The sequence below is a fragment of the Sediminicoccus sp. BL-A-41-H5 genome (genome assembly GCF_050632405.1).
Taxonomy (GTDB): domain Bacteria; phylum Pseudomonadota; class Alphaproteobacteria; order Acetobacterales; family Acetobacteraceae; genus Roseococcus.
This window is the reverse complement of record NZ_CP192601.1, coordinates 2508285-2531041: the sequence shown is the minus strand read 5'-3', so window position 1 is coordinate 2531041 and position 22757 is coordinate 2508285. Positions and strand designations below refer to the sequence as shown.

Here is a 22757-nt window from a genome sequence, read left to right as displayed (position 1 = left end):
TGCGGGATTGGGGCCTGGGTGTCAATTGCCCCCCCTCGCTCCGGATGCGGCAACCGCCTTCCCCCTTGCCGGTTCAGCGACCTTCCGCGACAAGGAAGCCTTCACGCCGTCCCTTTCGGAGCGCCGCCGACATGATCCTCGACGCCTTGTTCTTCCTGATCCAGGCGGGGCTCACCCTGTTCTTCTGGGCCATCCTGATCGCCGCCGTGCTCTCGCTGCTCATCGGCTTCAACGTGCTCGACACGCGCAACCGCCTGGTCTGGACCATCTCGGACTTCTTCTACCGTGTGACCGAGCCCGCCATGCGTCCGGTGCGGAACAGGCTTCCGAATCTGGGTGGCATCGACATCTCGCCCCTCATCGTCATGCTGCTGGTCCAGGCCGCCATGCTGCTGGTCAGCGCGATCCAGGGCTACATGATCTCCTTCGGGCTGTATTTCTGAGCCATGACGCAGATCCTCGACGGCAAGGCGGTCGCTGAGCGGCTGCGCGGGCAGCTCGCCGCGCGGATCGCGGCGCTGGATTTCAAGCCGGGCCTGGTCGTGCTCCGTGTGGGCGAGGACCCGGCGAGCGGCGTCTATGTCCGCAACAAGGACAAGGCGGCGACGGCGGCGGGATTCGCCTCCCGCACGCGGCATCTGCCGGAAACCACCACGGAGGCCGAGCTGCTGGCCGAAATCGCGGCCCTGAACGCGGATCCCGCGGTGGATGGCATCCTGGTCCAGCTGCCGCTGCCCGCGCATATCCGCGCCGAGGCGGCGATCGCGGCGGTGGACCCGGCCAAGGATGTGGACGGCTTCCACCCGATCAATGCCGGACGGCTCGCCTCCGGCCTGCCCGGACTGGTCCCCTGCACGCCGCGCGGGGCGATGCACCTGCTGGCCGAGGCCAAGGCCACGCTCCGTGGCGCCCGGGCCGTGGTGGTGGGCCGCAGCCAGATCGTGGGCCGGCCCATGGCGCAGCTGCTGCTGGCGGCGGACTGCACCGTCACCATCGCCCATTCCCGCACGCGCGACCTGCCCGAGGAATGCCGGCGGGCCGACATCCTCATCGCCGCCGTCGGCCGGCCGGAGATGATCCGCGGCGACTGGGTGCGCGAGGGCGCGATCGTGATCGATGTGGGCATCAACCGCCTGCCCGATGGCAGGCTCGTGGGCGATGTCGCCTATGCCGAGGCATTGCCGCGCGCGTCCGCCATCACGCCGGTGCCGGGCGGCGTCGGTCCCATGACCATCGCCTGCCTGCTCGAGAATACGCTCGAAGCGGCCTTGGCCCGACGGTCATGACGGGGCGCGCATGATCCTGCATCGGGCCTTGCAGGTGTTCGGCGGCCTGGCCCTGCTGGCCTGCCTGCATCTCGCCTGGGGCGCCACGCCCTGGGGGGGCGAGGGCTGGTCCCGCGCGCGGATGCTCTATGCCGGGGCGGGGGGTGTTTCCTCCCTGGCGCTGATCGCCATCGGCGGGCTCGGCATCACGCTGCGCCGCCAGCAGGAGGCGCTGGCGCGGATCGAGGCGCTGCTGCGCGGGCGCCAAGGCTAGGCCCGCATCAACCTCCTTCTCGCCACGCTCTATGTGCTGATGTGGGGCTCCGCCTTCAACGCGGCGCGGCTCGTGGCGCTGGAATGGCCGCCGCTCTGGGCGCTGGCCATCCGCTTCGTGGCGGTGGTGCCGCTGCTCTGGCTGATCTGGTGGTGGCGGCGCGCCCCCTTCGCGCTGGGCGAGGATCGCTGGCGGCTGGCGCTGATGGGCGCCTTCGGGATGGGCGGCTATCTGGCCTGCGCCTGGGTCGCCTCGGCGCATGTGCCCTCGGGGCTGGTCGCGCTGCTCGCCGCCTGCACGCCGCTGTTCGTCGCCCTCGGTGAGGCCTGGCGCGGCCGCCGGCTGAGCCCCCTCGGCTGGGCGGGGCTCGGCCTCGGCTGGCTGGGCGTGGCCACACTTGGCCTGCTGCGCTCGGCCGATGGGCTGGCGGCGGCGGAGGCCTGGGGGCTCGGCCTCGCGCTGCTGGGCGCCTTCTCCCAGGCGCTGGGCGTGCTGGCCTATGCGCCGGCGCGAGGCCGGATGGACCCCTGGGCGGCCAATCTCGGCCAGACGGCGGTGGCGGGGCTGCTCCTGCTGCTGCTCGCCGGCGCGCTGGGCGGGTCGCCGCCGAGCAGCGCCAGCCCGGTCGTCCTCTGGACCATGATCTATTCCTGCCTGGTGGTCGGCATCCTGGGCTATGGGCTGTTCTTCGTGGTGATCGGCCGGTTCGGGGCGTCGAATGCCGCGGCGCTGCAGCTCATGGCGCCGCCGGTCGCGGCGATGCTGGGCTGGGCCTTCATGGGCGAGCGGCTGGCCTGGGGCGACCTGCTGGGCGGCGCCATCACGCTCACCGGGCTGCTGCTGATGTTCCGGGCGCGCTGACGCTGGGGGCGCGGTGACACCCGGCCGCGCCCGGCCTAACCTTGGCGTCATGCTTCACGGCCGCAAAATCCTCCTGATCGTCTCCGGCAGCGTCGCCGCCTTCAAGGCGCTGATGCTGGTGCGCCTGCTGCGGGCCGAGGGCGCCACGGTGCGCGCGGTGCTGACGGCTGGCGGCGCGCGCTTCGTCACCAAGGAATCGCTGGCCGCCATCACGGGCGAGGCGGTGCAGGACGATCTCTGGGCGGCGGAGGCCGAGATCGGCCATATCCGGCTGGCGCGCTGGGCCGATGCGGTGGTGGTGGCGCCCGCCTCGGCCAACCGGCTGGCGCAGATGGCGCACGGCCTGGCCGAGGATCTCGCCGGCTGCATCCTGCTCGCCACGCGCGCGCCCGTGCTGGTGGCGCCGGCGATGAACCCGGCCATGTGGGCGCACCCCGCCACGCGGGCCAATATCGCGACGCTCGCCGCGCAGGGCGTGCATTTCATCGGCCCGGAGGATGGCCCGATGGCGGAGCCGGAATCCGGCCCCGGCCGCCTCTCCGAGCCCGAGGCCATCGCCTATGCCATCCGCACCCTGCTGGCCTCGGGTCCGCTCACGGGCCGGCATGCGCTGGTGACCAGCGGGCCGACGCATGAGCCCATTGATCCCGTGCGCTACATCGCCAATCGCAGCAGCGGGAAGCAGGGCCATGCCATCGCGGCGGCGCTGGCGGGCCTCGGCGCGCGCGTCACGCTGGTGAGCGGGCCGGTGGCGCTGGCCGACCCGCCCGGCGTGGTGGTGCGCCGCGTGGAGACGGCGCGGGAGATGCTGGCCGCCTGCGAGGCCGCGCTGCCGGCCGACATCGCCATCTTCGCCGCCGCCGTGGCCGACTGGCGCGTGGCGCAGGAGGCCGGGCAGAAGCTGAAGAAGCAGCCGGGCGAGGCCGCGCCCACGCTCGGCATGGCGCTGAACCCGGACATCCTGGCCACGATCTCGCGCCATGCCGCGCGGCCGGGCCTCGTCATCGGCTTCGCGGCCGAGACCGAGAAGGTCGTCGAGCATGCGCGGGACAAGCTGGCGCGCAAGGGCTGCGACTGGATCGTGGCGAATGACGTCTCGGGCGATGTGATGGGGGGGGCGGAGAACGCCGTCCACCTCGTCACCGCCGCATCGGTGGAGGATTGGCCTAGGATGCCGAAGGAAAAGGTCGCGGCGCGGTTGGCCGCCCGCATCGCGGAGCAGCTCGCATGAAGGTGCTGGTGCAACGCCTGCCGCATGCCGAGGGCCTGCCGCTGCCGGCCTATGCCACATCCGGCGCGGCGGGGATGGACCTGCTGGCGGCGCGCGAGACGGTGATCCCGCCCGGAGGCCGCGCCCTGGTGCCCACGGGCCTCGCCATCGCCATCCCCGAGGGTTTCGAGATGCAGGTGCGGCCGCGCTCCGGCCTCGCGCTCAAGCATGGTGTCACGGTGCTGAACGCGCCCGGCACGGTGGACAGCGACTATCGCGGCGAGGTGGGCGTCATCCTGCTCAACACGGGGGCGGAGCCCTTCGCGATCGCGCGCGGCGAGCGCATCGCCCAGGCGGTTTTCGCGCCCGTCACGCGCGCCACCTGGGAAGAGGTGGTGGTGCTGCCCGAGACGCAGCGCGGCACGGGCGGCTTCGGCTCCACCGGGCGGGGCTGAACCGGCTACAGGCTCTGGCCCACCAGCGCGCCCACCCCCGCCGTGACGCCCATGGCGATCAGCCCCCAGAGCAGCACGCGCGCGATGGCGCGCCCGGCCGGCGCGCCGCCCGCCCAGGCGGCCAGCCAGCCGAGCAGCCCCAGCCCCAGCACCGTGGCGCCGCCCACCGCCGCCAGCACGACGCCCGGGGGCGCCAGCAGCGCGATCAGGATGGGCGGCAGCCCGCCCAGCGCGAAGGAGGCGGCCGAGGCCAGCGCCGCCTGCAGGGGCCGTGCCGTCGAGACCTCGGTGATGCCCAGCTCGTCGCGCAGATGGGCGCCCAGCGCGTCCTTCGCCATCAAGGCGCGCGCCACCTGTCCCGCCAGTTCGGGCGAGAGGCCGCGTGCGCGGTAGATCGCCGCCAGCTCGGCCAGTTCGGCCTCGGGCATGGTGGCCAGCTCGGCGCTTTCCCGGGCGATCTCGGCGGTTTCCAGATCGGCCTGGGAGCTGACGGAGACGAATTCGCCCGCCGCCATGGAGAGCGCGCCGGCGGTCAGCCCGGCGATGCCGGCCAGCAGAACCGCGCCGGGCGCGGGATTGGCGGCGGCGACGCCCACCACCAGGCTGGCGGTGGAGAGCAGCCCGTCATTCGCGCCCAGCACCGCCGCGCGCAGCCAGCCCGCGCGGTCGAGCCGGTGCGCTTCCACCTGGCTCATCAGGCCTTCCCGCCGGGCGTCATCCGCTCCAGCAGGTGGTCGCGCAGGATGTACTGGTGGAAGATCGCGGCCGCCGCATGCAGCAGGGCCAGCGCCACCAGCGCATTGGCCGCCAGCTCATGCGCCTCCTCCAGGAATTTCGCGAGGCCGCGGCTCGCGGTCATCGGCGAGGGCAGCGCCAGGAGCCCGAAGACGGAGATGCCCTGCCCACTGGCCCAGAGCGCCAGCAGCCCCAGCGCCGGGGCGGCCACCATCATCACATAGAGCGCGACATGGGCGTAATGCGCGACGCGCGCCATCAGCGCCGGCATGGGCACGGGGGCCGGATGCCGCGCGAAGCCGCGCCAGAGGATGCGCAGCAGGCTGAGCCCGAAGACCAGGAGGCCAAGCGAGCCGTGCAGGGTCATCGCCCAGGCGCGGCCGGGGCCGTCCTCCACCAGGCTGCTCGCGGCATAGGCGGCGACGATGAGCAGCGCGATCAGCCAGTGCAGGGCCAGGGTGACGGGATCATGGCGGGGCATGGGGAACTCTCCGGGCTTCGATCCCTCCTACACCCATCGCGCGCGGCGGCGCGTTGCGACGGCGCAAGGTGGACGGCTTGCCGAAGCGGCCCGGCCGGGCCACCTCTAGGGCACCATGCGCGCCAATCGCCCGATCTATCTCGACCACCACGCCACCACGCCGCTCGACCCGCGGGTGCTGGCCGCCATGCGCCCCTGGTGGGAAGAGAATTTCGCCAACCCGCACTCCGTCGAACACGCGTTGGGCCGCGCGGCGGAAGAGGCGGTGGAGGAGGCGCGCGCCCATGTGGCCGAGCTGATCGGCGCCGAGGCGCGGGAGATCGTCTTCACCTCCGGCGCCACCGAATCCAACAACATCGCGATCAAGGGCGCGGCGCGCTTCGCCCTGGGTGATGATGCCGCGCCGCGCCGCATCATCACGCTGGCCACCGAGCATAAATGCGTCCTCGAATCCGTGCGCGACCTGGCGCCCGAGGGCTTCGAGCCGGTGATCCTGCCGGTGCGGCCGGACGGGCTGCTCGACCTCGACGCGCTGCGGGACGCCTTGCAGACGCCGACCCTGCTCGTCTCCGTCATGGCGGTGAACAACGAGACGGGCGTGGTGCAGGACCTCGCCGCCATCGGCGCATTGGTGAAGGAGGCGGGCGCGCTGTTCCACACCGACGCCGCCCAGGCGGCCGGGCGCATCCCGCTCGACGTCGCCGAGATCCGGGCCGATCTGCTCTCGCTCTCCGGCCACAAGATGTATGGGCCGAAGGGCGTGGGCGCGCTCTATGTCCGCCGCCGGCCGCGCGTGCGCCTGGCCCCGCTCTTCAGCGGCGGCGGGCAGGAGCGCGGCCTGCGAAGCGGCACGCTGCCCGCGCCGTTGCTGGTCGGCCTGGGGGAGGCGGCGCGGATCGCCGCCGCCGAGGGCATGCTCGATTCCGGCCGCATCACCGGCCAGCGGCAGCGCCTGCTGGATGGGCTGCTGGCCGCCATCCCGGGCCTGCGGATCAATGGCACGATGGAGAGCCGCGTCGCCGGCAACCTCAACCTGACCTTCCCAGGCGTGGAAGCCCAGGCGCTGCTGGCCGCCCTGCCGGATCTCTGCCTCTCCACCGGCTCGGCCTGCTCCTCGGCCGAGATCGCGCCCTCCTATGTGCTGGGCGCGATGGGAATTCCCGATTCCGAGGCTCGGGCCACCTTGCGGATTGGGCTGGGGCGTTTTACCTCGCCCGCCGAGATGGACCGGGCGGCCGCCCTGATCGGCGCCGCCTGGCAACGCCTGACCTCAACCCAGCACGCCGCGGAGTAGTATCGAACCATGCCGAAGATGACCTTCATCGAGCGCGACGGCACGCGCCGCGAAGTCGAGGCGGCGCTTGGCCTCTCCGTGCTCGAGATCGCGCATCGCCATGGCGTGGACATCGAGGGCGCCTGCGAGGGCAGCCTCGCCTGCTCCACCTGCCATGTCATCGTGGACGCCGAATGGTTCGGCAAGCTGGCCGAGCCGACCGAGGATGAGGAAGACATGCTCGACCTCGCCTTCGACCTGCAGGAGACCTCGCGCCTCGGCTGCCAGCTCATCATGACCGAGGCGCTGGACGGGCTGGTGGTCAAGCTGCCCGCCGGCAGCCGCAATGCCGGCTGACCTCACCACGGCGGATCCGCTGGCGTTCGGCGCGGAGGGCGGGCTGTTCCGCCGACTGCGCGACGCCTCGGGCGCGGATTGGACGGGCTACACCTGGCACCCCTTCGTGCGGCAGCTCTCGGCCGGCACGCTGCCGCTGAAGGCCTTCCAGCACTACCTGATCCAGGACTATCTCTTCCTCATCCATTTCGCGCGCGCCAAGGCGCTGGCGGTGGTGAAGGGCGAGAGCCTGCAGGCGATGCGCGACAAGGCGGCGGCCGTGCTCGCCATCCTGGATGAGACGCTGCTGCACCTGAAATACTGCGCCGAATGGGGCCTTTCCGAGACGCAGGTGACGCAGATCCCGGAGACGCTGGAGACCGTGAGCTACACCCGCTGGGTGCTGGATCGCGGCCTGGCGGGCGACATCCTGGACCTCGAGATCGCACTCGTCCCCTGCACCGTGGGCTATGCCGAGGTGGCGCGGCGCATCATGGCGGATCCGAACCGGATGGTGGCGGGCAACCCCTACCAGTCCTGGATCGAGAGCTATGCCGGCGCGGGCTACCAGAGCATGGCGGAAGCCGCCGCACGGCGGATTGACGCGCTGGGCGTGAGCCATGGCGGGGAGGCGCGCTTCGCCAGCCTGCTGCGCGACTTCTCGATGGCGGCGCGGCTGGAGCAGGGGTTCTGGCAGCAGGGGCTGGATGCGGCCCGCTAGCGCCATCCGCCCCAAGACATCCGGCCGCAACGCGGCCGGCGCCGCCCAACTGCGCGCGGGCATCAGCGCAACCGTGGCGCGGCGAAGCCAAGCCGGCGGAGCCGGCGTGACGTGCCGAAGGCACGCCTCCGGCGTGACGCGCTTGAGGGCATCATGAAAATCCTCGTCGCCATGTCGGGGGGCGTCGACTCCTCCGTCGTGGCGGCCCTGCTCCATGAACAGGGGCATGAGGTCGTCGGCGCCACGCTCCAGCTCTATGACCACGGCGCCGCCGTTCAGAAGAAGGGCGCCTGCTGCGCGGGGCAGGACATCCATGACGCGCGGAACGTGGCCGAGCATCTCGGCATCCCGCATTACGTGCTGGACCGCGAGCAGCGCTTCCGCGACGCGGTGATCCAGGATTTCGCCGACAGCTACGCGCGCGGCGAGACGCCCATTCCCTGCATCCGCTGCAACCAGACGGTGAAGTTCCACGACCTGACGGAACTCGCCGCCGAGCTCGGCTGCGAGATGCTGGCGACCGGCCATTACGCGCGCCGGCTGGATGGCGCGGAGGGCGCGGAACTGCACCAGGCGGTGGATCCGGTGCGGGACCAGAGCTACTTCCTCGCCCATACCACCCGCGCGCAGCTGGAGCGCACGCTGTTTCCGCTGGGCGGCTTCGCCAGCAAGGCCGAGGTGCGGGCGCATGCCGCGCGGCTCGGCGTGGCGGTGGCCGAGAAGCCGGACAGCCAGGATATCTGCTTCGTCCCCACCGGCAGCTACGCCGATGTGGTCCAGAAATTCCGCCCCGAGGCGCTGGAGCCGGGCGAGATCGTGGACACGGAAGGCCGCGTGCTGGGCCAGCATCGCGGCCTCGCGCGCTATACGGTCGGGCAGGGGCGGGGCCTGGGCCTCTCGCGGCGCGAGGATGAGGAGGCGCTCTATGTCGCGCAGCTCGACGCGCCCCGCCGCCGCGTGGTGGTGGCGCACCGGCCCGCGCTGGCCCGTGCGCGGATCGCGGTGGGCGAGGTGAACTGGCTGATCGCGCCGCCGGACGGTGAATTCCGCTGCGAGGCGAAGCTGCGCGGGCGCGAGCAGCCCGCGCCGATGCGCGCCGAATGGGATGGTACCACGCTGACGCTGATGCCGGATGACCCGGCCATCGCGGCGCCGGGCCAGGCGGCGGTGCTCTACGACGGGGCGCGCGTGCTGGCGGGTGGCTTCATCCGCGGCTGAACGCCTTCATCCTTTCGCAACCAGCGCCTGCGCATTGTCGCGGCACGGGGGTCTGTCCCCCCGTGCTGGCGCGGGGTGTTCCTGGCCGGCTTCGCGGTTTGTCAGGAAAGGATTTCCGGCATGAACCTGGCCAATATGGCCGCCGGCCCCGCGCCCTGGATCGGTTCCGGGCCGCTGGCGACCGGCGCTGATCTGTCGCTCCAGCTCGGCTTCGCGCTGGCGGGGCCCGTGGAAGCCCCCGCCGCCGTGCCGGCCGCCTGGTCCTGGACGAACGAGCCCCGGGACAGTGCGCGCCATGGCGCCGAACTGGCGGCGCTGCTCGTCATCCTCCAGCCGGTCGAGAGCGACTTCCTGCCCCTGGAGGCCGAGACCGCGCCACCCCTCCTGGCGGAGATGCCCCTGCTTCCCAGCGCGCCGCCGCCCGCGCCCCCGTCCCATTCCTGGGCCGAGGCCGAAGCCTGGATGATCGCCCCGCCCACCCAGCAGCCCCCGCCCGAATGGCTGATGCTCTGAAGCCGCGCCGCGGCGCCGGATTCGCGGGTGTATTTCGGGGGATTTCCTGGACAGCCCACGCAGAAATTGTTTAATGGTTAAAGCGCTCTGCTCAAGCTCTAGGCAGTTTCGTGGACCCATTCTCCGGTTCCGGTCGGGCCTCGCGGTGGGGCGCGCCAGGGGTCCTGCCCGGCGGGCATCCGCAGTGACCATGCAGGGGCTTTCGGTTCCATACGGGTGAAGAAGGTTTCGTGGTGATGTCTCGTCTGCTTCCGAAGGCCATGCGGCGGGGCGCCACCGCATGAGCGGCGCCCAGGCCGCGCGCGGCCCCATCCCGCTGGCGGAGACGCCGCTCGGCAAGGCGCTGGCCGTCTGCCGCAGGCAGTTCTGGCTGGTCGCCGCCTTCTCGGGCGTGGTGAACCTGCTCCAGCTCACCGTCTCGATCTACATGATGCAGGTGTTCGACCGCGTGCTGGCCACGCGCAACACCGACACGCTGCTCTACCTCACCCTCGTTGCGATCTTCGCGCTGATGATCCTGGCCATGCTGGAAGCGGTGCGCAGCGTCATCATGCAGCGCATCGCCGCCTGGGTGGAGCACCGCGTGGCGCCGGAGGGCTTCATGCGTGCGGTGGAAGGCCAGCTGCGCGGCGGCAACTACCGCATGGAGGCGCTGCGGGACCTCGGCGTCTGCCGCAGCTTCCTGGGCTCGCCCGGCATGCTCGCGCTGTTCGACCTGCCCTGGGTGCCGGTCTATATCGGCCTCGTCTTCCTGCTGCACCCGATGCTGGGCTGGCTGGCGCTGGCCGGCGCCATCATCCTCTTCATCCTCACGCTGACGAATGAGGCCGTCACCGCCAAGGCGTTGCAGACCGCGGGCGTCGCCGCCATGCAGGGGCATCGCCGGGCCGAGGCCATCGCCCGCAACGCCGAGGTGATCGACAGCATGGGCATGATGCCCGCCGTGCTGCGGCGCTGGCGCGGCGTGCTGAGCAACGCCCAGGCCCCGCAGGAGACGGCGGCCGACCGCGCCGCCGTGATCCTGGCGCTCATCAAGTTCTTCCGCCTCGCGGTGCAGCTCGCGGTCCTCGGCCTCGGCGCCTGGCTGGTGCTGCAACAGGAACTCACCTCGGGCGCCTCCATCGCCGCCTCCATCGTCATGGGCCGCGCGCTGGCGCCGGTCGAGCAGGTGGTGGGCTCCTGGAAGCAGCTGGTGCAGGCGCGCGCCGCGCTGCGCCGCCTCAAGGTCTTCCTGACCATGCCCCGGCTGCGCCCGGCCGGGATGCCGCTGCCCGCCCCGCGCGGGGACCTCTCGGTGGAGCGCGTCAGCTACAATTTCCCCGGCCAGGCCGTCTCCATGATCAAGGGCGTCAGCTTCGGGCTGGCCGCGGGCGAGAGCCTCGCCATCATCGGCCCCTCGGCGGCGGGCAAGACGACGCTGGTGCGGATGCTGATCGGCACGCTGCCGCCCACCGCGGGCGCGGTGCGGCTGGACGGCGCCGATGTCTTCCTCTGGCAGCGCGAGGATTTCGGCCGGTACCTCGGCTACCTGCCGCAGGATGTGGAACTCTTCGAGGGCACCGTCTTCGACAACATCGCCCGCCTCTCCGAGGCCGAGCCCGAGGCGGTGTTCGAGGCCGCGAAGCTCGCCGGCTGCCATGAGATGATCCTGCGCCTGCCCGGCGGCTACGAGACCGAGATCGGCGATGCCGGCCAGCATCTCTCGGGCGGGCAGCGGCAGCTCGTCGGCCTCGCGCGCGCGCTCTACGGCTCGCCGCGCCTCGTCGTGCTGGACGAGCCCAACAGCAACCTGGATGGCGACAGCGAGGCGGCGCTGAGCCGTGCGCTGCAGCGCCTCAAGGCGCAGGGTGTGACCGTCGTCCTCGTCTCGCACCGGCCGGCCCTGGTGCAGGAGGTGGACAAGGTGCTGGTGATGAAGGACGGCGCGGCCGAGCTCTTCGGGCCCCGTGCCGAGGTGCTGAAGCGCCTCTCCGGCCCGCCGCGCCCGGTGCAGCTCGCCTCCGCCAATGGTGGGGGCGCCTGATGCTGGACACGACCGACCGCAGCGTCCCCGCGCCGCGCCCGACCGTCCTGCCCGAGCGGCTGCCGCCGGTGATCGAGAGCGAGGCGCCGCGCACGCGGGGCGTGGTGCTCTTCGGCCTGCTGGTGATGTTCGGCTTCTTCGGCGGCTTCATGGCCTGGGCCATGCTGGCCCCCCTCTCCGAGGCCGCGATCGCGCCCGGGATGATCAAGGTGGAGGGCACGCGCCGCACCTTGCAGCACCTGGAAGGCGGCATGGTGCGCGAGATCATGGTGCGCGACGGCGACCAGGTGCGCGAGGGCCAGGTGCTGATGCGGCTGGACGACGTGCAATCGGGCTCGGCGGTGGCCGGCCTCGTCGCGCAGCGCGACGCGCTGACGGCGCAGCAGGCACGGCTGACCGCCGAGCTGGAGCGCGCCGAGGCCATCACCTTCCCGCCCGAGCTGGTCGCCTCGCGCGATCCGCGCGCGGCCGAGGCCATGGCCGGCCAGCGCACCCTGTTCCAGGCGCGGCAGGCCAGCCTCGCCAGCCAGCTCAGCGTGCTGACCAACCGGCGTGACCAGGCGCGGGGGACCATCAGCTCGGCCGAGGGGCAGATCGAGGCGGCGCGGCGCCAGCTGACCTTGCTGGTGCAGGAGGAGGCGATGCGCCGGGGCCTGGTGCAGCAGGGCCTGGCCCGCCTGCCCGAACTGCTCGCGCTGCAACGTCAGCTCGCCGCCACCGAGGGCCTGATCGCCGACCTGACCGGCCAGATCCGCCGCGCCAATGCCGCGGTGGAGGAGGCGGAGAGCCAGACGCGCCAGACCATGGACCAGCGCCAGCAGGAGGTCGGCACAGAGATGCGCGAGGTGGTGGGGCGCCTCTCGGAGGTGGAGGAGCGGTTGCGTGCCGCGGCCGACATCTCGACGCGGCGCGACATCGTGGCACCCGAGGACGGTACCATCGTGAACCTGCGCGTCTTCAACCTGGGCGCCGTGCTCCGCCCCGGCGACCCGGCGATGGAGCTGGTCCCCGTGCGGGACCGGCTGATCGCCGAGGTGCAGGTGCAGCCCATGGATATCGACGTGGTCTTCACCGGGCTGCCGGCGGAAATCCGCCTGCCGGCCTTCAAGCAGCGCCTGGTGCCCTTCCTGCATGGCGAGGTGAGCTTCGTGGCGCCCGACATCACGGTGGACCCGCAGACGCGCGCCAGCCATTACCGCGCGCATATCCGCATCGACGCCGACCAGCTCGCGCGGCTGCCGGCCGTGTTCCTCACGCCCGGCATGCCGGTGGAGGCGCATATCCAGCTCGGCAGCCGCACCTTCTGGCGCTACATCACGCAGCCCGTGGTGGACAGCTTCCACCGCGCCTTCCAGGAGCCCTGAGCGCCTTTCAGAGCATGATGCGTTGAGGCGGAATCGCCGAAACGCTGAATCATCCTCTCAGCGGGCCCGGCGCCGCCTGCCCGCCAGGATCGGCCGGGAAGCGGGGCTGCGCGAAGGCCCAGAGCAGCGCGGTGAGCGCGGCGAGGCCGAGCCAGCCGGCACTCGGCCCCCAGGCCAGCAGGGGCGGCAGCAGCGCCGCCCCCAGCGCGATGCCGCCGCCCACCCCGCTGACCACGATGCCCGAGGCGGCGCCACGCCGCTCCGGCGGCACGGCGCGCTGGATGGCGGGGCCGGCGAGCGACATCAGCACGCCGCCCGCGAGCCCGGCCAGCAGGCGCCAGGGCAGCAGCCAGATCAGGCCGCCGGGCAGGGCGGATGCCAGCAGGGAGAGAAGCGCGCCGGCCATGCCCAGCGCCAGCGCCGGCCGCGTGCCGATGCACCGGCCCAGCGCCTGTGCGCCCATGGCGCCGCCGACATAGCCGGCCAGCGCCGCGGCCCCCAGCAGCCCGGCCTAGAGCGTCATCCGGTCTGACTGAATCGTGGGGATTCCCGGAACGGCTGTTTTCTGATTCACGCTGTCTTCCGGAGCGTGGAGGCCGGGCTGGATGTCGAAGGCGCTCTCACTGGATCTACGGCAGCGCACGCTGGCTGCGGTGTTGGAAGAAGGCCTCACGCACCGCCAGGCGGCCGAGCGGTTCAAGGTCAGCGCAGCCAGCGTCAGCCGCTGGCGTACCCTTGCCGCCGAGGGTGCGGTGCCGATGCACGGTCCGCTTGGTGGTGATCGGCGCAGCCATGTTGTGGAGGCCGAGGCTGAGACGATCCTCGAAGTGTTTCACGCGCAGCGCGACATGACGCTGCTGGAACTGCGCGTAGCCCTTGCCGAACGGGGCCTGCGCTTCGGCTACGGCACGCTTTGGCGCTTCTTCGACCGTCGCGGCTACACGCGCAAAAAAAGACCGCGCACGCAGCCGAGCAGCAACGCCCCGACGTCCTGAGCCGGCGCGAAGCCTGGTTCGAGGCGCAGCTCGACCTCGATCCTGAGCGCCTGATCTTCGTCGACGAGAGCTGGGCCAGCACCAACATGGCCCGACGCCATGGCCGCTGCCCGCGTGGCGAGCGCCTGCGCATGGCAATCCCCCACGGCCATTGGAAAACCACCACGCTGATCGCCGGGATGCGCAGCAGCGGCGTGGTCGCGCCCTTCGTGATCGACAGCCCAGTCAACCGGCTCATCTTCGAAGCCTGGGTGGAGCAAGCGCTCGTGCCGGAACTGCGGGCCGGCGACATCGTGGTGATGGACAACCTCAGCAGCCACAAAGGCCCGGCCGTGCGGGCCCTCATCGAGGCCAAGGGTGCGCATCTGCTCTACCTGCCGCCCTACAGCCCGGACTTCAATCCAATCGAGAACCTGTTCGCCAAGCTGAAGGCGCTGCTGCGCCGCGAGGCTGCGCGGACCATCGACACCCTGTGGAACGCCATCGGGCGCATTCTCGACCGCGTCACCCCGCGCGAGTGTCAGCGCATGTTCGCCGCAGCAGGGTATGATCCAGATGGATGGGATTAAGCTCTAAGCCCTCGTCACCCAGCCCGCCGGTACCAGCGCGGGAAAGAGCGGCACGAAGGCGAAGCGCGCGAGGCCGATGCCGACGCAGGTGGCCGCCGCGCCGGAGAGCGCGAGGGAGAGGAAGCGCGGGGTCACGCGGGCCGGGGAGGCGAGGCTTCGGCGTTTCGGCGATGCCGCCTCATCCCCTATTCGGCGCGCGCCTCGGCCCGGGAGGCGCGGAGCGCCCGGCGCAGCTTGGCGATGCCGGTGCGGACATGGCCGGAGGCGCAGAGGCGCTTGCCCTCCTCGCCCAGCTCGCGCGGCGCGGCGCTGACGGGCGTCGGGCTCGCGGCGAGGCGGGCGGCCAGCGCCTCGCAATACTCGGCATTGTCGGTCGTGGTGCGCGACGGGCCCTCATCGGCCCGGGCGGGGCCGGGCGCGGAACCGAGGAGCGGCAGGATCACGGCCAGGGCGGCGAGGCGGCACATGGTGCACAGATGCGCCGGGCCGCGTCTCGGGGCGATGGGCCGGCCGTGAAGCCTTGGTCATGGAGCCGGCGCTCACTCCCCCGGGCCCTCCCGCCCGGCCCCCGGCAGCAGCAGCGAGACCTTGAGGCCGGGCGGGCTGGCGCCGGGCATGGCGTCGCCCAGCATCACCTCGCCCGCATGAAGCTGCGCCACCGCACGGACCAGGGCGAGGCCGAGGCCCGAGCCCGGCAGGTTGCGCGAGGCATCGGCGCGGAAGAAGCGGTCCATGGCGCGCGCCCGGTCCTCGGGCGAGAGGCCGGGGCCGGAATCGCTCACCGCGATCTCGATCCCCTGCTCATCCTGCCGGGCGGTCAGGCGCACGACGCCGCCCGCGGGCGTGAACTTGATCGCATTGTCCAGCAGGTTGGCCACGGCCTGGAGCAGCAGGTCCCGGTCGCCCAGCAGGGGCAGCCGCTCGGGCATCCCGGTCTCGAGCGTCTGTTCGCGCGCCTCGGCCATCACCTCGTAGAATTCGGCCGCATCGCGCAGCACCTCGCAGAGATCTATGGGCGCGAAGGCGGCGCGGCGGGCGCCGGCCTCGGCCTCGGCGATGCGGAGCAGGGCCTGGAAGATGCGGGTGATGTTGTCGAGGTCGGCGATGCCTTCCTCCACCGCCGCGCGCAGCTCCTCCTCCGTCGCGGCCGTGGCGAGGCTGCCCTCCAGCTTGCCGCGGGCGCGGGCGATGGGGGTGCGCAGGTCATGCGCGATGGCGTCCGCCACGCCGCGCATGCCGGCCATCAGCGCCGCGATGCGGTCCAGCATGGCGTTCATGGTGGCGCCCAGCCGGTCGAACTCGTCGCCATATTCGAGGCCGTGCGGGGAGATCGGCACGCGCTGGGAGAAATCCCCCGCCGCGATCCCCTGGGCGGTGGCGACGACCGGGCGCATGCGGTTCTGAAGCGCGCGGCGGATGACGGCGGCACCCATCACGGCAAACAGCAGCACGGCGCCCAGCGACCACGCCACGCCCTCGGTCAGCAGCAGGCGGAGCTGCACGCGCTCGCTCTCGTCGCGGCCGACCAGCAGGCGCAGGCCCGGCAGGTCCCGCCTGTGGATGCGCGCCTCGGCGGTCGCGCCGTCATGCAGGATGCGGGTCCGGAACCAGACGCCCTCCTCGGCGATCGCGGCGGGCCAGGCGGTGAGGTTGCCGGCGAGCCTCACGCCCTGGGTGTTCACCAGCAGGTAGATGGTCTCGGCCTCGGCATCGAGGGCGAGGCGCTCCTCGATCGCGTCGATCAGGCCCTGCGCGCCGGCATCGCGGTAGCGTTCCACCAGGGCGGAGGCATCGGTGCGGATGGCGGCGATGGTCTGCCGGTCCAGCGCGCCGGCGGTCGCCCACCAGAGCACCGCCACCAGGAAGGCGGCGGCGACCGAGAAGATGCCGACGAAGAGCAGCGCGAAGCGGAAGCCCGCCGATTGCAGCAGGCGCGGCGGCTGCCCCGGGCGGGGGATCGGGCGCGTCATGGAGACGGGGCCGCGCGGCGGCGTGCTCATGGCCGCCGGCCTGGGTCAGGCCTCGGCCCGGATCATGTAGCCGGCGTTGCGGACGGTGTGGATCAGCGGCTTGTCGAAGCCCTTGTCCAGCTTCTGGCGCAGGCGGCTGACATGCACGTCGATCACGTTGGTCTGCGGGTCGAAATGGTAGTCCCACACCTTCTCGAGCAGCATGGTGCGCGTCACCACCTGGCCGGCATGGCGCATCAGGTGCTCCAGCAGGCGGAACTCACGCGGCTGCACGTCGATCTTGCGGCTGCCGCGCATCACGGTGCGGCTGAGCAGGTCGAGCTCGAGGTCGGCGACGCGGAGCTTGGTGACCGGCGCCTCGGAGGAGGGGCGGCGGCCCAGCGCCTCGACGCGGGCGAGCAGCTCGGCGAAGGCGAAGGGCTTCACCAGGTAGTCGTCGCCGCCGGCCTTCAGGCCCTTCACCCGCTCATCCACGCCCGACAGCGCCGAGAGGAAGAGAACGGGCGTGCGGTTGCCCTGCTGGCGCAGGGTTTCCACGAGGCGGACGCCGTCCACCCCGCCGGGGAGCATGCGGTCCAGCACCAGCATGTCGAAGGATTCGGAGGCCGCGAGGAAGAGGCCATCCCGCCCGTTCGCCGCGTGCTCGACGGTGTGGCCGGCCTCCTGCAGGCCCTTCTTCACGAAGCGGGCCACCTCGACGTCATCTTCCACGAGAAGGATGCGCATCATGTCTTCTTTTCCTTCATGAGCGCCCGGGCTTCCTCATCCCGGGCCGGGGGGGCGGCGCCCCACTTGCAAAGTGACATCCTGCGTGCGGCCATCGCGCAGGACCGTCAAGCGGACATTCTGCCCGGGCGGCACGGCGGCGACGCTGCGGATCAGCCCGCGGGAGGTCTCGGTGCGCTCGCCATTGATGGCCAGCACCACATCGCCCACGCGCAGCCCTCCGCGCCCGGCGGGGCCGGTGCGCTCCACGCCCGCGATGAGCACGGCGCGGCGGCTGGCGCGCGGGTCATCGGCCACCAGATCCTGCACGGAGACGCCGAGCCAGCCGCGTTCGACCCGCCCCTCGCGGCGCAGCGTCTCGATCACCGGGCGCGCAAGGTCGGAGGGGGTGGCGAAGCCGATGCCGGCGCTGGCGCCCGAGGGTGAATAAATGGCCGTGTTGATGCCGATCACCTCGCCCGCCATGTTGAAGAGCGGGCCGCCGGAATTGCCCGGGTTGATGGCGGCGTCGGTCTGGATGAAGTCGTCGAAGGGGCCGGCGCCTATGTCCCGCCCGCGGGCGGAGACGATGCCGGAGGTGACGCTGCCGCCGAGGCCGAAGGGATTGCCGGCCGCCAGCACCCATTGGCCGATCCGCAGCGACGCGCTGCTGCCGAAGGAAACGGCCACCAGCGGCGTGCGGCTCTCCACGCGCAGGAGAGCAAGGTCGGTCAGCTCGTCGCCGCCCATGACCCGGGCGGGCAATTCCTGGCCGCCCTGCACGCCGACCATGACGCGCTGCGCCTGGCCGACCACGTGGTTGTTGGTGACGACGAGGCCGGAAGGGTCAATGACGAAGCCCGAGCCCGCGCCCTGCACGCGCTCCCGCCGGCCGCGGAAATAGCGCTCGAAGGGCGTGCCGCGGAATTCGGGCGGTGGCTGGACGGATTGCTCGCCGCTGACGGCGATGTTGACCACGGCGGGCAGCACGCGCTCGGCGAGGTCGGCGAAGTCAGGCAGCAGGCCGCGTTGCGCCACGGCCGGCCCACTGCCGCAGCCTGCCAGCGTGGGGGGCAGCAGCAGCGCGCCCAGCACGGCCCGGCGGCGGCTCAGGAAGGGGGTGGACAGCGGCGGCATCGGCGGGTCCGGCGGTTCCTTGGCCAGAGGCCGCCCGCGAATCGGGGCGGGCGGCACGATTACAGTCGTCATCATCTGGCCAGAGCGGGGCCGGATGCAAGCCGGGCCTTGGCCGGGCGGGGGTTGGAGCGTGATCCGCCGAAGCCGGATGACGCTCCAGCCCCTTTGAGAGGATGATTCACCGCTTCGGCGGTCCCGCCTCAGCGGACCGTGCTCTACAGATCCTTCAGCACCGCCCAGAGGTCGTTCTTCACCTCGAAGCCGATGCCGGGCACGTCAGGCATGGCGACGCGGCTGTCCACCACCGGTACGCCGCTGGCGAAGCCGCCGAAGGGCGCGAAGACCTCCGGATAGCTCTCATTGCCGCCGAGGCCGAGGCCGGTCGCGATGTTCAGCGCGAACTGGTGGCCGCCATGCGGCACGCAGCGGCGCGGTGACCAGCCGTGCTCGCGCAGCATCGTCAGCGTGCGGAGATACTCGACCAGGCCGTAGGAGAGGGCGGGGTCGAATTGCAGGATATCGCGGTCGGGGCGCAGGCCGCCATGGCGGATCAGGTTGCGCGCATCCAGCATGCTGAACAGGTTCTCGCCGGTGGCGAGCGGCGGCTGGTAATGCTCGGCCAGCGTCGCGTGGGTGGAGTAATCCAGCGGGTCCAGCGGCTCCTCGTACCAGCGCAGGCCGAAGCCCTGGATGGCGGCGCCGTAGCTCAGCGCCGCATGCAGCCCGAAGCGGCCATTCACGTCCACACAGAGGCGCGAGCCGTCGCCATCCAGCAGCTTCAGCACCGCCTCGATGCGGCTGAGATCAAGCAGCAGCGCCTCGCGCAGCGGCATGCCGGGCGAGCCGCCGATCTTCATCTTCACGACGCTGTAGCCCATGCCGAGGTAGCGCTTCATCTCCTCGACCAGGCCATCCACATCCTTGCCGGGGTGGTAGTAGCCGCCGGCCGCATAGACCCAGGCGGTGGCGTCGTGGCGGCCGCCATTGAAGCGGTTGGAGAGCAGCTTCCAGAGCGGCACACCGGCCAGCTTGGCCGCCGCATCCCAGAGCGCCATGTCGAGCACGCCGACGGCGACGGAACGGTCGCCATGGCCGCCGGGCTTCTCGTTCTTCATCATGGCCGTCCAGGCGGGGACGGGATCGAAGCCGCCATCCTCATGGGCGGGGAGTTCGCCGGCTTCTTCCAGGCGGGGGATGAAGCGCTCGGCCAGCAGGCCGGGCTGGGCGTAGCGGCCATTGCTGTTGAAGCCATAGCCGGTGGCCTTGCGGCCATCGCCGGATTCGACGGTGACGGCGACCACGCTCGCCGTCATCTTCGAGAAGTCGATATAGGCATTGGCGATGGCGCTCATGATCGGCACCACGCCCTGCCGGACGGAAGTGATCTTCACCCTCAGACGGCCTTCTGCGCGCGCAGCGCGGCGATCTCATCGGCCGAGAAGCCGAATTCCGCCAGCACCTCCTCCGTGTGCTCGCCGCGCTCGGGCGTGGGGCGGCGGGCACATTGCACGCCCTCGATCTGCATGGGGGCGCGCACCGTGTTGATGGTGCCGAGCACGGGGTGCTCGACGGGCATCTCCATGCCGAGATGCTGCACCTGGCGGTCGGCGAAGACCTGGTCCATCGAATAGACCGGGCCGCAGGGCACGCCCGCCTCGTTGAAGCGGCTGACCCAGTATTCGCTGGTGTTGGTGCCGATCACGGCCTGCAGCATGGCGTTGGTCTTGGCGCGGTTCTTCGTGCGCAGCTTGTCATTCGCCACATCGGGGTCCTTCGCCGCTTCCTCGATGCCGAGGACGGCGACGATGCGCTCCCACATGTTCTGGCCGCCGCCGGCGAGATTCACCACGCCGTCGGTGGTCTGGAACAGGCCGGTGGGGGTGGTGGTGGGGTGGTCATTGCCGGCCTGCTTCGGCACCTCGCCCTTCATGGTCCAGCGGGTGGCCTGGAAGTCCATCATGCCGATCATGGCTTCCAGCAGGCTGACATGGACCCAGCGGCCCTTGCCCGTCTGCTCGCGCTCCAGCAGCGCGACCATGATGCCGAGCGCGCAATAGAGGCCGGAGGTGAGGTCCGCCACCGGGATGCCGACGCGCACCGGGCCCTGGCCGGGCAGGCCAGTGACCGACATCAGCCCGCCCATGCCCTGGGCGATCTGGTCGAAGCCCGGCCGCTTGGCGTAGGGGCCGGTCTGGCCGAAGCCGGAGATGGAGCCGAGCACGATGCGCGGGTTGATCTTCGAGAGCGTCTCGTAATCGAGGCCGAGGCGCGTCTTCACGTCGGGGCGGTAGTTCTCCACCACCACATCGGCCTTCTCCACCATCCGGTGCAGGACGGCGCGGCCCTCGGCGGATTTCAGGTTCAGCGTCATGCCGCGCTTGTTGCGATGGACCAGCTGGAAATCGGGGCCGTGGCGCTCGCCACCCATGCCCTTGCTGGTGTCCACCTCGTCCGTCGCCTCGATCTTGATGACGTTGGCGCCCCAATCGGCCAGCTGCCGGACGCAGGTGGGGCCGGAGCGGACGCGGGTGAGGTCGAGGACGGTGAAGCGGGACAAGGGCATCATGACGGGGGCCTCCAGATTTTCGCCGGGCATCTTCCACCGGAGGGCTTTCGCTGCAACCCTCCCTCCCACAGGAACTTGAGGGGAACCCGCCATGTCCGATGAATTGCTGATCGAGCGCCGCGACGGCATCGTCTTCGTCACGCTCAACCGGCCGCAGGCGCGCAATGCGCTGACCTTCCCGATGTATGAGGGGCTGGCCAGGCTCGCCACCGAGGCCAACACGGATGACAGCGTGAAGGTCATCGTCATCACCGGCGCGGGGGAGAAGGCCTTCGCGGCCGGCACCGACATCAGCCAGTTCACCAATTTCCGCACGGCCGCGGATGCGCTGGCCTATGAGGAAAAGATCGACCGGATCATGACTGCGCTCGAGACCTGCGTGAAGCCGACCATCGCGGCCATCGCGGGGGCCTGCACGGGGGGTGGGGCGGGCATCGCCTCGGTGTGTGACCTGCGGATCGGCGCGGCCAATGCGCGCTTCGGCTTCCCCATCGCGAAGACGCTGGGCAATTGCCTCTCCATGGCGAATTACGCGCGGCTGGCGACGATGATGGGGCCGACGCGGGTGATGGATTTGGTCTATACCGCGCGCCTCCTGGACGCCGAGGAGATGAAGGCGGTGGGGCTGCTCAGCGAGATCCTGCCGGACCATGCGGCGCTCCAGGCCCGCGCGGCCGAGCTGGCGGAGACGCTGACGCGCCACGCGCCGCTGACCATGCGCGCGACCAAGGAGGCGATGCGCCGCCTGCGCGCGCCGCTGCGCGAGATCCATGGCGATGACCTGGTGGAGATGTGCTTCACCAGCGCCGATTTCGCGGAAGGCGTGTCGAGCTTCCTGGCGAAACGCCCCGCGGAGTGGAAGGGGAAGTAATGGGGAGGGGGCGCGCTGAACGCCCCCGCCCGATTCAGAAGGCGACCTGGTCGCCTCCCTTGAGTTGGAGCATTTCGCGCGCCTCATCGGGGCTCGCGATCTCCAGGCCCAGGCCTTCGATGATCTGGCGCACCAGGCGCACCTGCTCGGCATTGCTGGTGGCCAGACGGCCCGGCCCGGCCCAGAGGCTGTCCTCCAGGCCCACGCGGACATTGCCCCCCATCGCCGCCGCCATGGCGGCGATCTTGAGCTGGTTGGCGCCCGCACCCAGCACGGACCACTGGTAGTTGTCGCCGAAGAGGCGATCCGCCGTGCGCTTCATGTGCATCACATCATCCGGATGCGCGCCGATGCCGCCCTGCAGGCCGAAGACGGTCTGGATGAAGAGCGGCGCCTTCACCAGGCCCTGATCGAAGAAATACTTCAGGTTGTAGAGGTGCGAGGTGTCGTAGCACTCGAACTCGAAGCGCGTGTTGTTCCCGGCGCAGGTGGTCAGGATGTACTCGATGTCCTGGAAGGAATTGCGGAAGATGATGTCCTTGTTCGCGAGGTAGGCGGGCTCCCAGTCATGCTTGAACTCCTTGAAGCGGTTCAGCATGCCGAAGAGGCCGAAATTCATCGAACCCAGGTTGAGCGAGGCCACTTCCGGCTTGTGCAGGGCGGCGGGGCGCACGCGCTCCTCTATCGTCATGGTGGGCGCGCCGCCGGTGGTGATGTTCACCACGCAATTGCTGGCCTGCTTGATGATGCCGAGGAAGGGCGCGAAGGCCTCGGGCGACTGGTCGGGGCGGCCATCCTCGGGGTTGCGGGCGTGCAGGTGGACGATGGCGGCGCCGGCTTCCGCGGCGCCGATCGCGGCCTCGGCGATCTCGGCCGCGGTGATGGGCAGGTGCGGCGACATGCTGGGCGTGTGGATGGCGCCGGTGACGGCGCAGGTGATGATGACGCGGCGCGGCTTGGCCATGATGCGTTTCCTCTCTTTCTGTGGCGCGAGTGTGCGGGATGCGCGAGCGGCTGCAAAGCCTCGGCAACGGCCCCAAGGGCGTCGCGCGAAAAGCGCGCCCCCGCCTATGCGGCGAAGCCAAGCCGTGCGGACGCGCGGCGCGTCGTGCGGACAGCACGCCTCCGGCGTGACGTGCGGACAGCACGCCTCCGGCGTGACGTGCGGACAGCACGCCTCCGGCGTGACGCGTCTGAGGGCTGCGGCGGCGCAGC

The 22757-nt window shown here is 71.3% G+C and carries 26 protein-coding genes; 15 read left to right on the top strand and 11 right to left on the bottom strand.

Features of this window, described 5'->3' with window-relative positions; translation table 11 throughout:
- The first annotated feature begins 131 nt into the window (after window positions 1–131).
- Genes ACQ860_RS12440 through dut form a run of 6 tightly spaced genes read left to right on the top strand, consistent with a single transcriptional unit; the run spans window position 132 to window position 4065 of the window.
- Window positions 132–443: a YggT family protein gene (locus ACQ860_RS12440; RefSeq protein WP_431303665.1), complete on the top strand. Its 312-nt coding sequence runs from the start codon at window positions 132–134 to the stop codon at window positions 441–443.
- A 3-nt stretch (window positions 444–446) separates the two neighbouring features.
- A complete protein-coding gene (gene folD, locus ACQ860_RS12435) occupies window positions 447–1286 on the top strand; it encodes a bifunctional methylenetetrahydrofolate dehydrogenase/methenyltetrahydrofolate cyclohydrolase FolD (protein WP_431303664.1) in 840 nt (279 codons plus the stop codon).
- Window positions 1287–1296: 10 nt separating this feature from the next.
- A complete protein-coding gene (locus ACQ860_RS12430; RefSeq protein ID WP_431303663.1) occupies window positions 1297–1539 on the top strand; it encodes a hypothetical protein in 243 nt (80 codons plus the stop codon).
- A gap of 6 nt (window positions 1540–1545) precedes the next feature.
- Window positions 1546–2400, top strand: a complete 855-nt coding sequence (locus tag ACQ860_RS12425) for a DMT family transporter (RefSeq protein ID WP_431305752.1) — start codon at window positions 1546–1548, stop codon at window positions 2398–2400.
- A 49-nt stretch (window positions 2401–2449) separates the two neighbouring features.
- Complete coding sequence (gene coaBC / locus ACQ860_RS12420; RefSeq protein ID WP_431303662.1) at window positions 2450–3631, top strand: bifunctional phosphopantothenoylcysteine decarboxylase/phosphopantothenate--cysteine ligase CoaBC; 1182 nt, start codon at window positions 2450–2452, stop codon at window positions 3629–3631.
- The gene (gene dut / locus ACQ860_RS12415; RefSeq protein WP_431303661.1) at window positions 3628–4065 is read left to right on the top strand and encodes a dUTP diphosphatase; all 438 of its coding nucleotides are present in this window, start codon (window positions 3628–3630) and stop codon (window positions 4063–4065) included. Before coaBC ends, dut begins: the two co-directional genes overlap by 4 nt.
- Window positions 4066–4070: 5 nt before the next feature.
- On the opposite strand, the gene ACQ860_RS12410 is transcribed toward dut, so the two are convergent.
- Together ACQ860_RS12410 and ACQ860_RS12405 are read right to left on the bottom strand one after the other, a co-directional pair.
- The gene (locus tag ACQ860_RS12410) at window positions 4071–4760 is read right to left on the bottom strand and encodes a VIT1/CCC1 transporter family protein (protein WP_431303660.1); all 690 of its coding nucleotides are present in this window, start codon (window positions 4758–4760) and stop codon (window positions 4071–4073) included.
- Complete coding sequence (locus ACQ860_RS12405) at window positions 4760–5281, bottom strand: cytochrome b (protein WP_431303659.1); 522 nt, start codon at window positions 5279–5281, stop codon at window positions 4760–4762. The genes ACQ860_RS12410 and ACQ860_RS12405 overlap by 1 nt, the downstream gene beginning before the upstream one ends.
- A 115-nt stretch (window positions 5282–5396) precedes the next feature.
- Between ACQ860_RS12405 and ACQ860_RS12400 the strand changes: the two genes are divergently transcribed.
- From ACQ860_RS12400 to ACQ860_RS12370, 7 genes are all read left to right on the top strand, one after another.
- Entirely contained in the window at window positions 5397–6575 is a 1179-nt protein-coding gene (locus ACQ860_RS12400) for a cysteine desulfurase family protein (protein ID WP_431303658.1), read from the top strand.
- A 9-nt stretch (window positions 6576–6584) separates the two neighbouring features.
- On the top strand, window positions 6585–6911 hold the full coding sequence (locus ACQ860_RS12395; RefSeq protein WP_213612180.1) for a ferredoxin family 2Fe-2S iron-sulfur cluster binding protein: 327 nt from the start codon (window positions 6585–6587) through the stop codon (window positions 6909–6911).
- Window positions 6901–7611 (top strand): TenA family protein, encoded by a 711-nt coding sequence (locus tag ACQ860_RS12390; RefSeq protein ID WP_431303657.1) that lies wholly within the window; start codon window positions 6901–6903, stop codon window positions 7609–7611. The genes ACQ860_RS12395 and ACQ860_RS12390 overlap by 11 nt, the downstream gene beginning before the upstream one ends.
- Before the next feature lie 153 nt (window positions 7612–7764).
- The gene (gene mnmA, locus ACQ860_RS12385; protein WP_431303656.1) at window positions 7765–8829 is read left to right on the top strand and encodes a tRNA 2-thiouridine(34) synthase MnmA; all 1065 of its coding nucleotides are present in this window, start codon (window positions 7765–7767) and stop codon (window positions 8827–8829) included.
- Between the two features lie 120 nt (window positions 8830–8949).
- Window positions 8950–9342, top strand: coding sequence for a hypothetical protein (locus ACQ860_RS12380; protein ID WP_431303655.1), 393 nt, complete (start codon window positions 8950–8952; stop codon window positions 9340–9342).
- Between the two features lie 280 nt (window positions 9343–9622).
- Window positions 9623–11365 carry a type I secretion system permease/ATPase gene (locus ACQ860_RS12375; protein WP_431303654.1) on the top strand — a complete coding sequence of 581 codons (1743 nt, stop codon included), beginning with the start codon at window positions 9623–9625 and terminating at the stop codon, window positions 11363–11365.
- Complete coding sequence (locus ACQ860_RS12370; RefSeq protein WP_431303653.1) at window positions 11365–12729, top strand: HlyD family type I secretion periplasmic adaptor subunit; 1365 nt, start codon at window positions 11365–11367, stop codon at window positions 12727–12729. The genes ACQ860_RS12375 and ACQ860_RS12370 overlap by 1 nt, the downstream gene beginning before the upstream one ends.
- A 49-nt stretch (window positions 12730–12778) precedes the next feature.
- Here ACQ860_RS12370 and ACQ860_RS12365 read toward each other — a convergent pair whose 3' ends face one another.
- Complete coding sequence (locus tag ACQ860_RS12365; protein WP_431305751.1) at window positions 12779–13231, bottom strand: YbfB/YjiJ family MFS transporter; 453 nt, start codon at window positions 13229–13231, stop codon at window positions 12779–12781.
- A 103-nt stretch (window positions 13232–13334) separates the two neighbouring features.
- On the opposite strand from ACQ860_RS12365, the gene ACQ860_RS12360 reads away from it, so the two are divergent.
- A protein-coding gene (locus ACQ860_RS12360) for an IS630 family transposase (protein WP_431302838.1) occupies window positions 13335–14293 on the top strand; the annotation gives its coding sequence in 2 pieces (ribosomal slippage) (window positions 13335–13686 and window positions 13686–14293; 960 coding nt in all).
- Window positions 14294–14296: 3 nt separating this feature from the next.
- Here ACQ860_RS12360 and ACQ860_RS12355 read toward each other — a convergent pair.
- The 7 genes from ACQ860_RS12355 to ACQ860_RS12325 form a co-directional block, all read right to left on the bottom strand.
- Window positions 14297–14428, bottom strand: a complete 132-nt coding sequence (locus ACQ860_RS12355; RefSeq protein ID WP_431303652.1) for a hypothetical protein — start codon at window positions 14426–14428, stop codon at window positions 14297–14299.
- Between the two features lie 50 nt (window positions 14429–14478).
- Complete coding sequence (locus ACQ860_RS12350) at window positions 14479–14760, bottom strand: hypothetical protein (protein WP_431303651.1); 282 nt, start codon at window positions 14758–14760, stop codon at window positions 14479–14481.
- Between the two features lie 72 nt (window positions 14761–14832).
- The gene (locus tag ACQ860_RS12345; RefSeq protein WP_431303650.1) at window positions 14833–16293 is read right to left on the bottom strand and encodes an ATP-binding protein; all 1461 of its coding nucleotides are present in this window, start codon (window positions 16291–16293) and stop codon (window positions 14833–14835) included.
- Window positions 16294–16308: 15 nt separating this feature from the next.
- Complete coding sequence (locus ACQ860_RS12340; protein WP_213612322.1) at window positions 16309–16989, bottom strand: winged helix-turn-helix domain-containing protein; 681 nt, start codon at window positions 16987–16989, stop codon at window positions 16309–16311.
- 36 nt (window positions 16990–17025) lie between these two features.
- Window positions 17026–18105 carry a trypsin-like peptidase domain-containing protein gene (locus tag ACQ860_RS12335; protein ID WP_431303649.1) on the bottom strand — a complete coding sequence of 360 codons (1080 nt, stop codon included), beginning with the start codon at window positions 18103–18105 and terminating at the stop codon, window positions 17026–17028.
- 215 nt (window positions 18106–18320) lie between these two features.
- Window positions 18321–19496 (bottom strand): enolase C-terminal domain-like protein, encoded by a 1176-nt coding sequence (locus tag ACQ860_RS12330; protein WP_431303648.1) that lies wholly within the window; start codon window positions 19494–19496, stop codon window positions 18321–18323.
- 2 nt (window positions 19497–19498) lie between these two features.
- Window positions 19499–20671: a CaiB/BaiF CoA transferase family protein gene (locus ACQ860_RS12325; RefSeq protein ID WP_431303647.1), complete on the bottom strand. Its 1173-nt coding sequence runs from the start codon at window positions 20669–20671 to the stop codon at window positions 19499–19501.
- 91 nt (window positions 20672–20762) lie between these two features.
- Between ACQ860_RS12325 and ACQ860_RS12320 the strand changes: the two genes are divergently transcribed.
- On the top strand, window positions 20763–21542 hold the full coding sequence (locus ACQ860_RS12320) for an enoyl-CoA hydratase (protein ID WP_431303646.1): 780 nt from the start codon (window positions 20763–20765) through the stop codon (window positions 21540–21542).
- A gap of 34 nt (window positions 21543–21576) precedes the next feature.
- On the opposite strand, the gene ACQ860_RS12315 is transcribed toward ACQ860_RS12320, so the two are convergent.
- Window positions 21577–22506, bottom strand: coding sequence for a 3-keto-5-aminohexanoate cleavage protein (locus ACQ860_RS12315; protein WP_318649729.1), 930 nt, complete (start codon window positions 22504–22506; stop codon window positions 21577–21579).
- Between the last annotated feature and the right edge of the window lie 251 nt (window positions 22507–22757).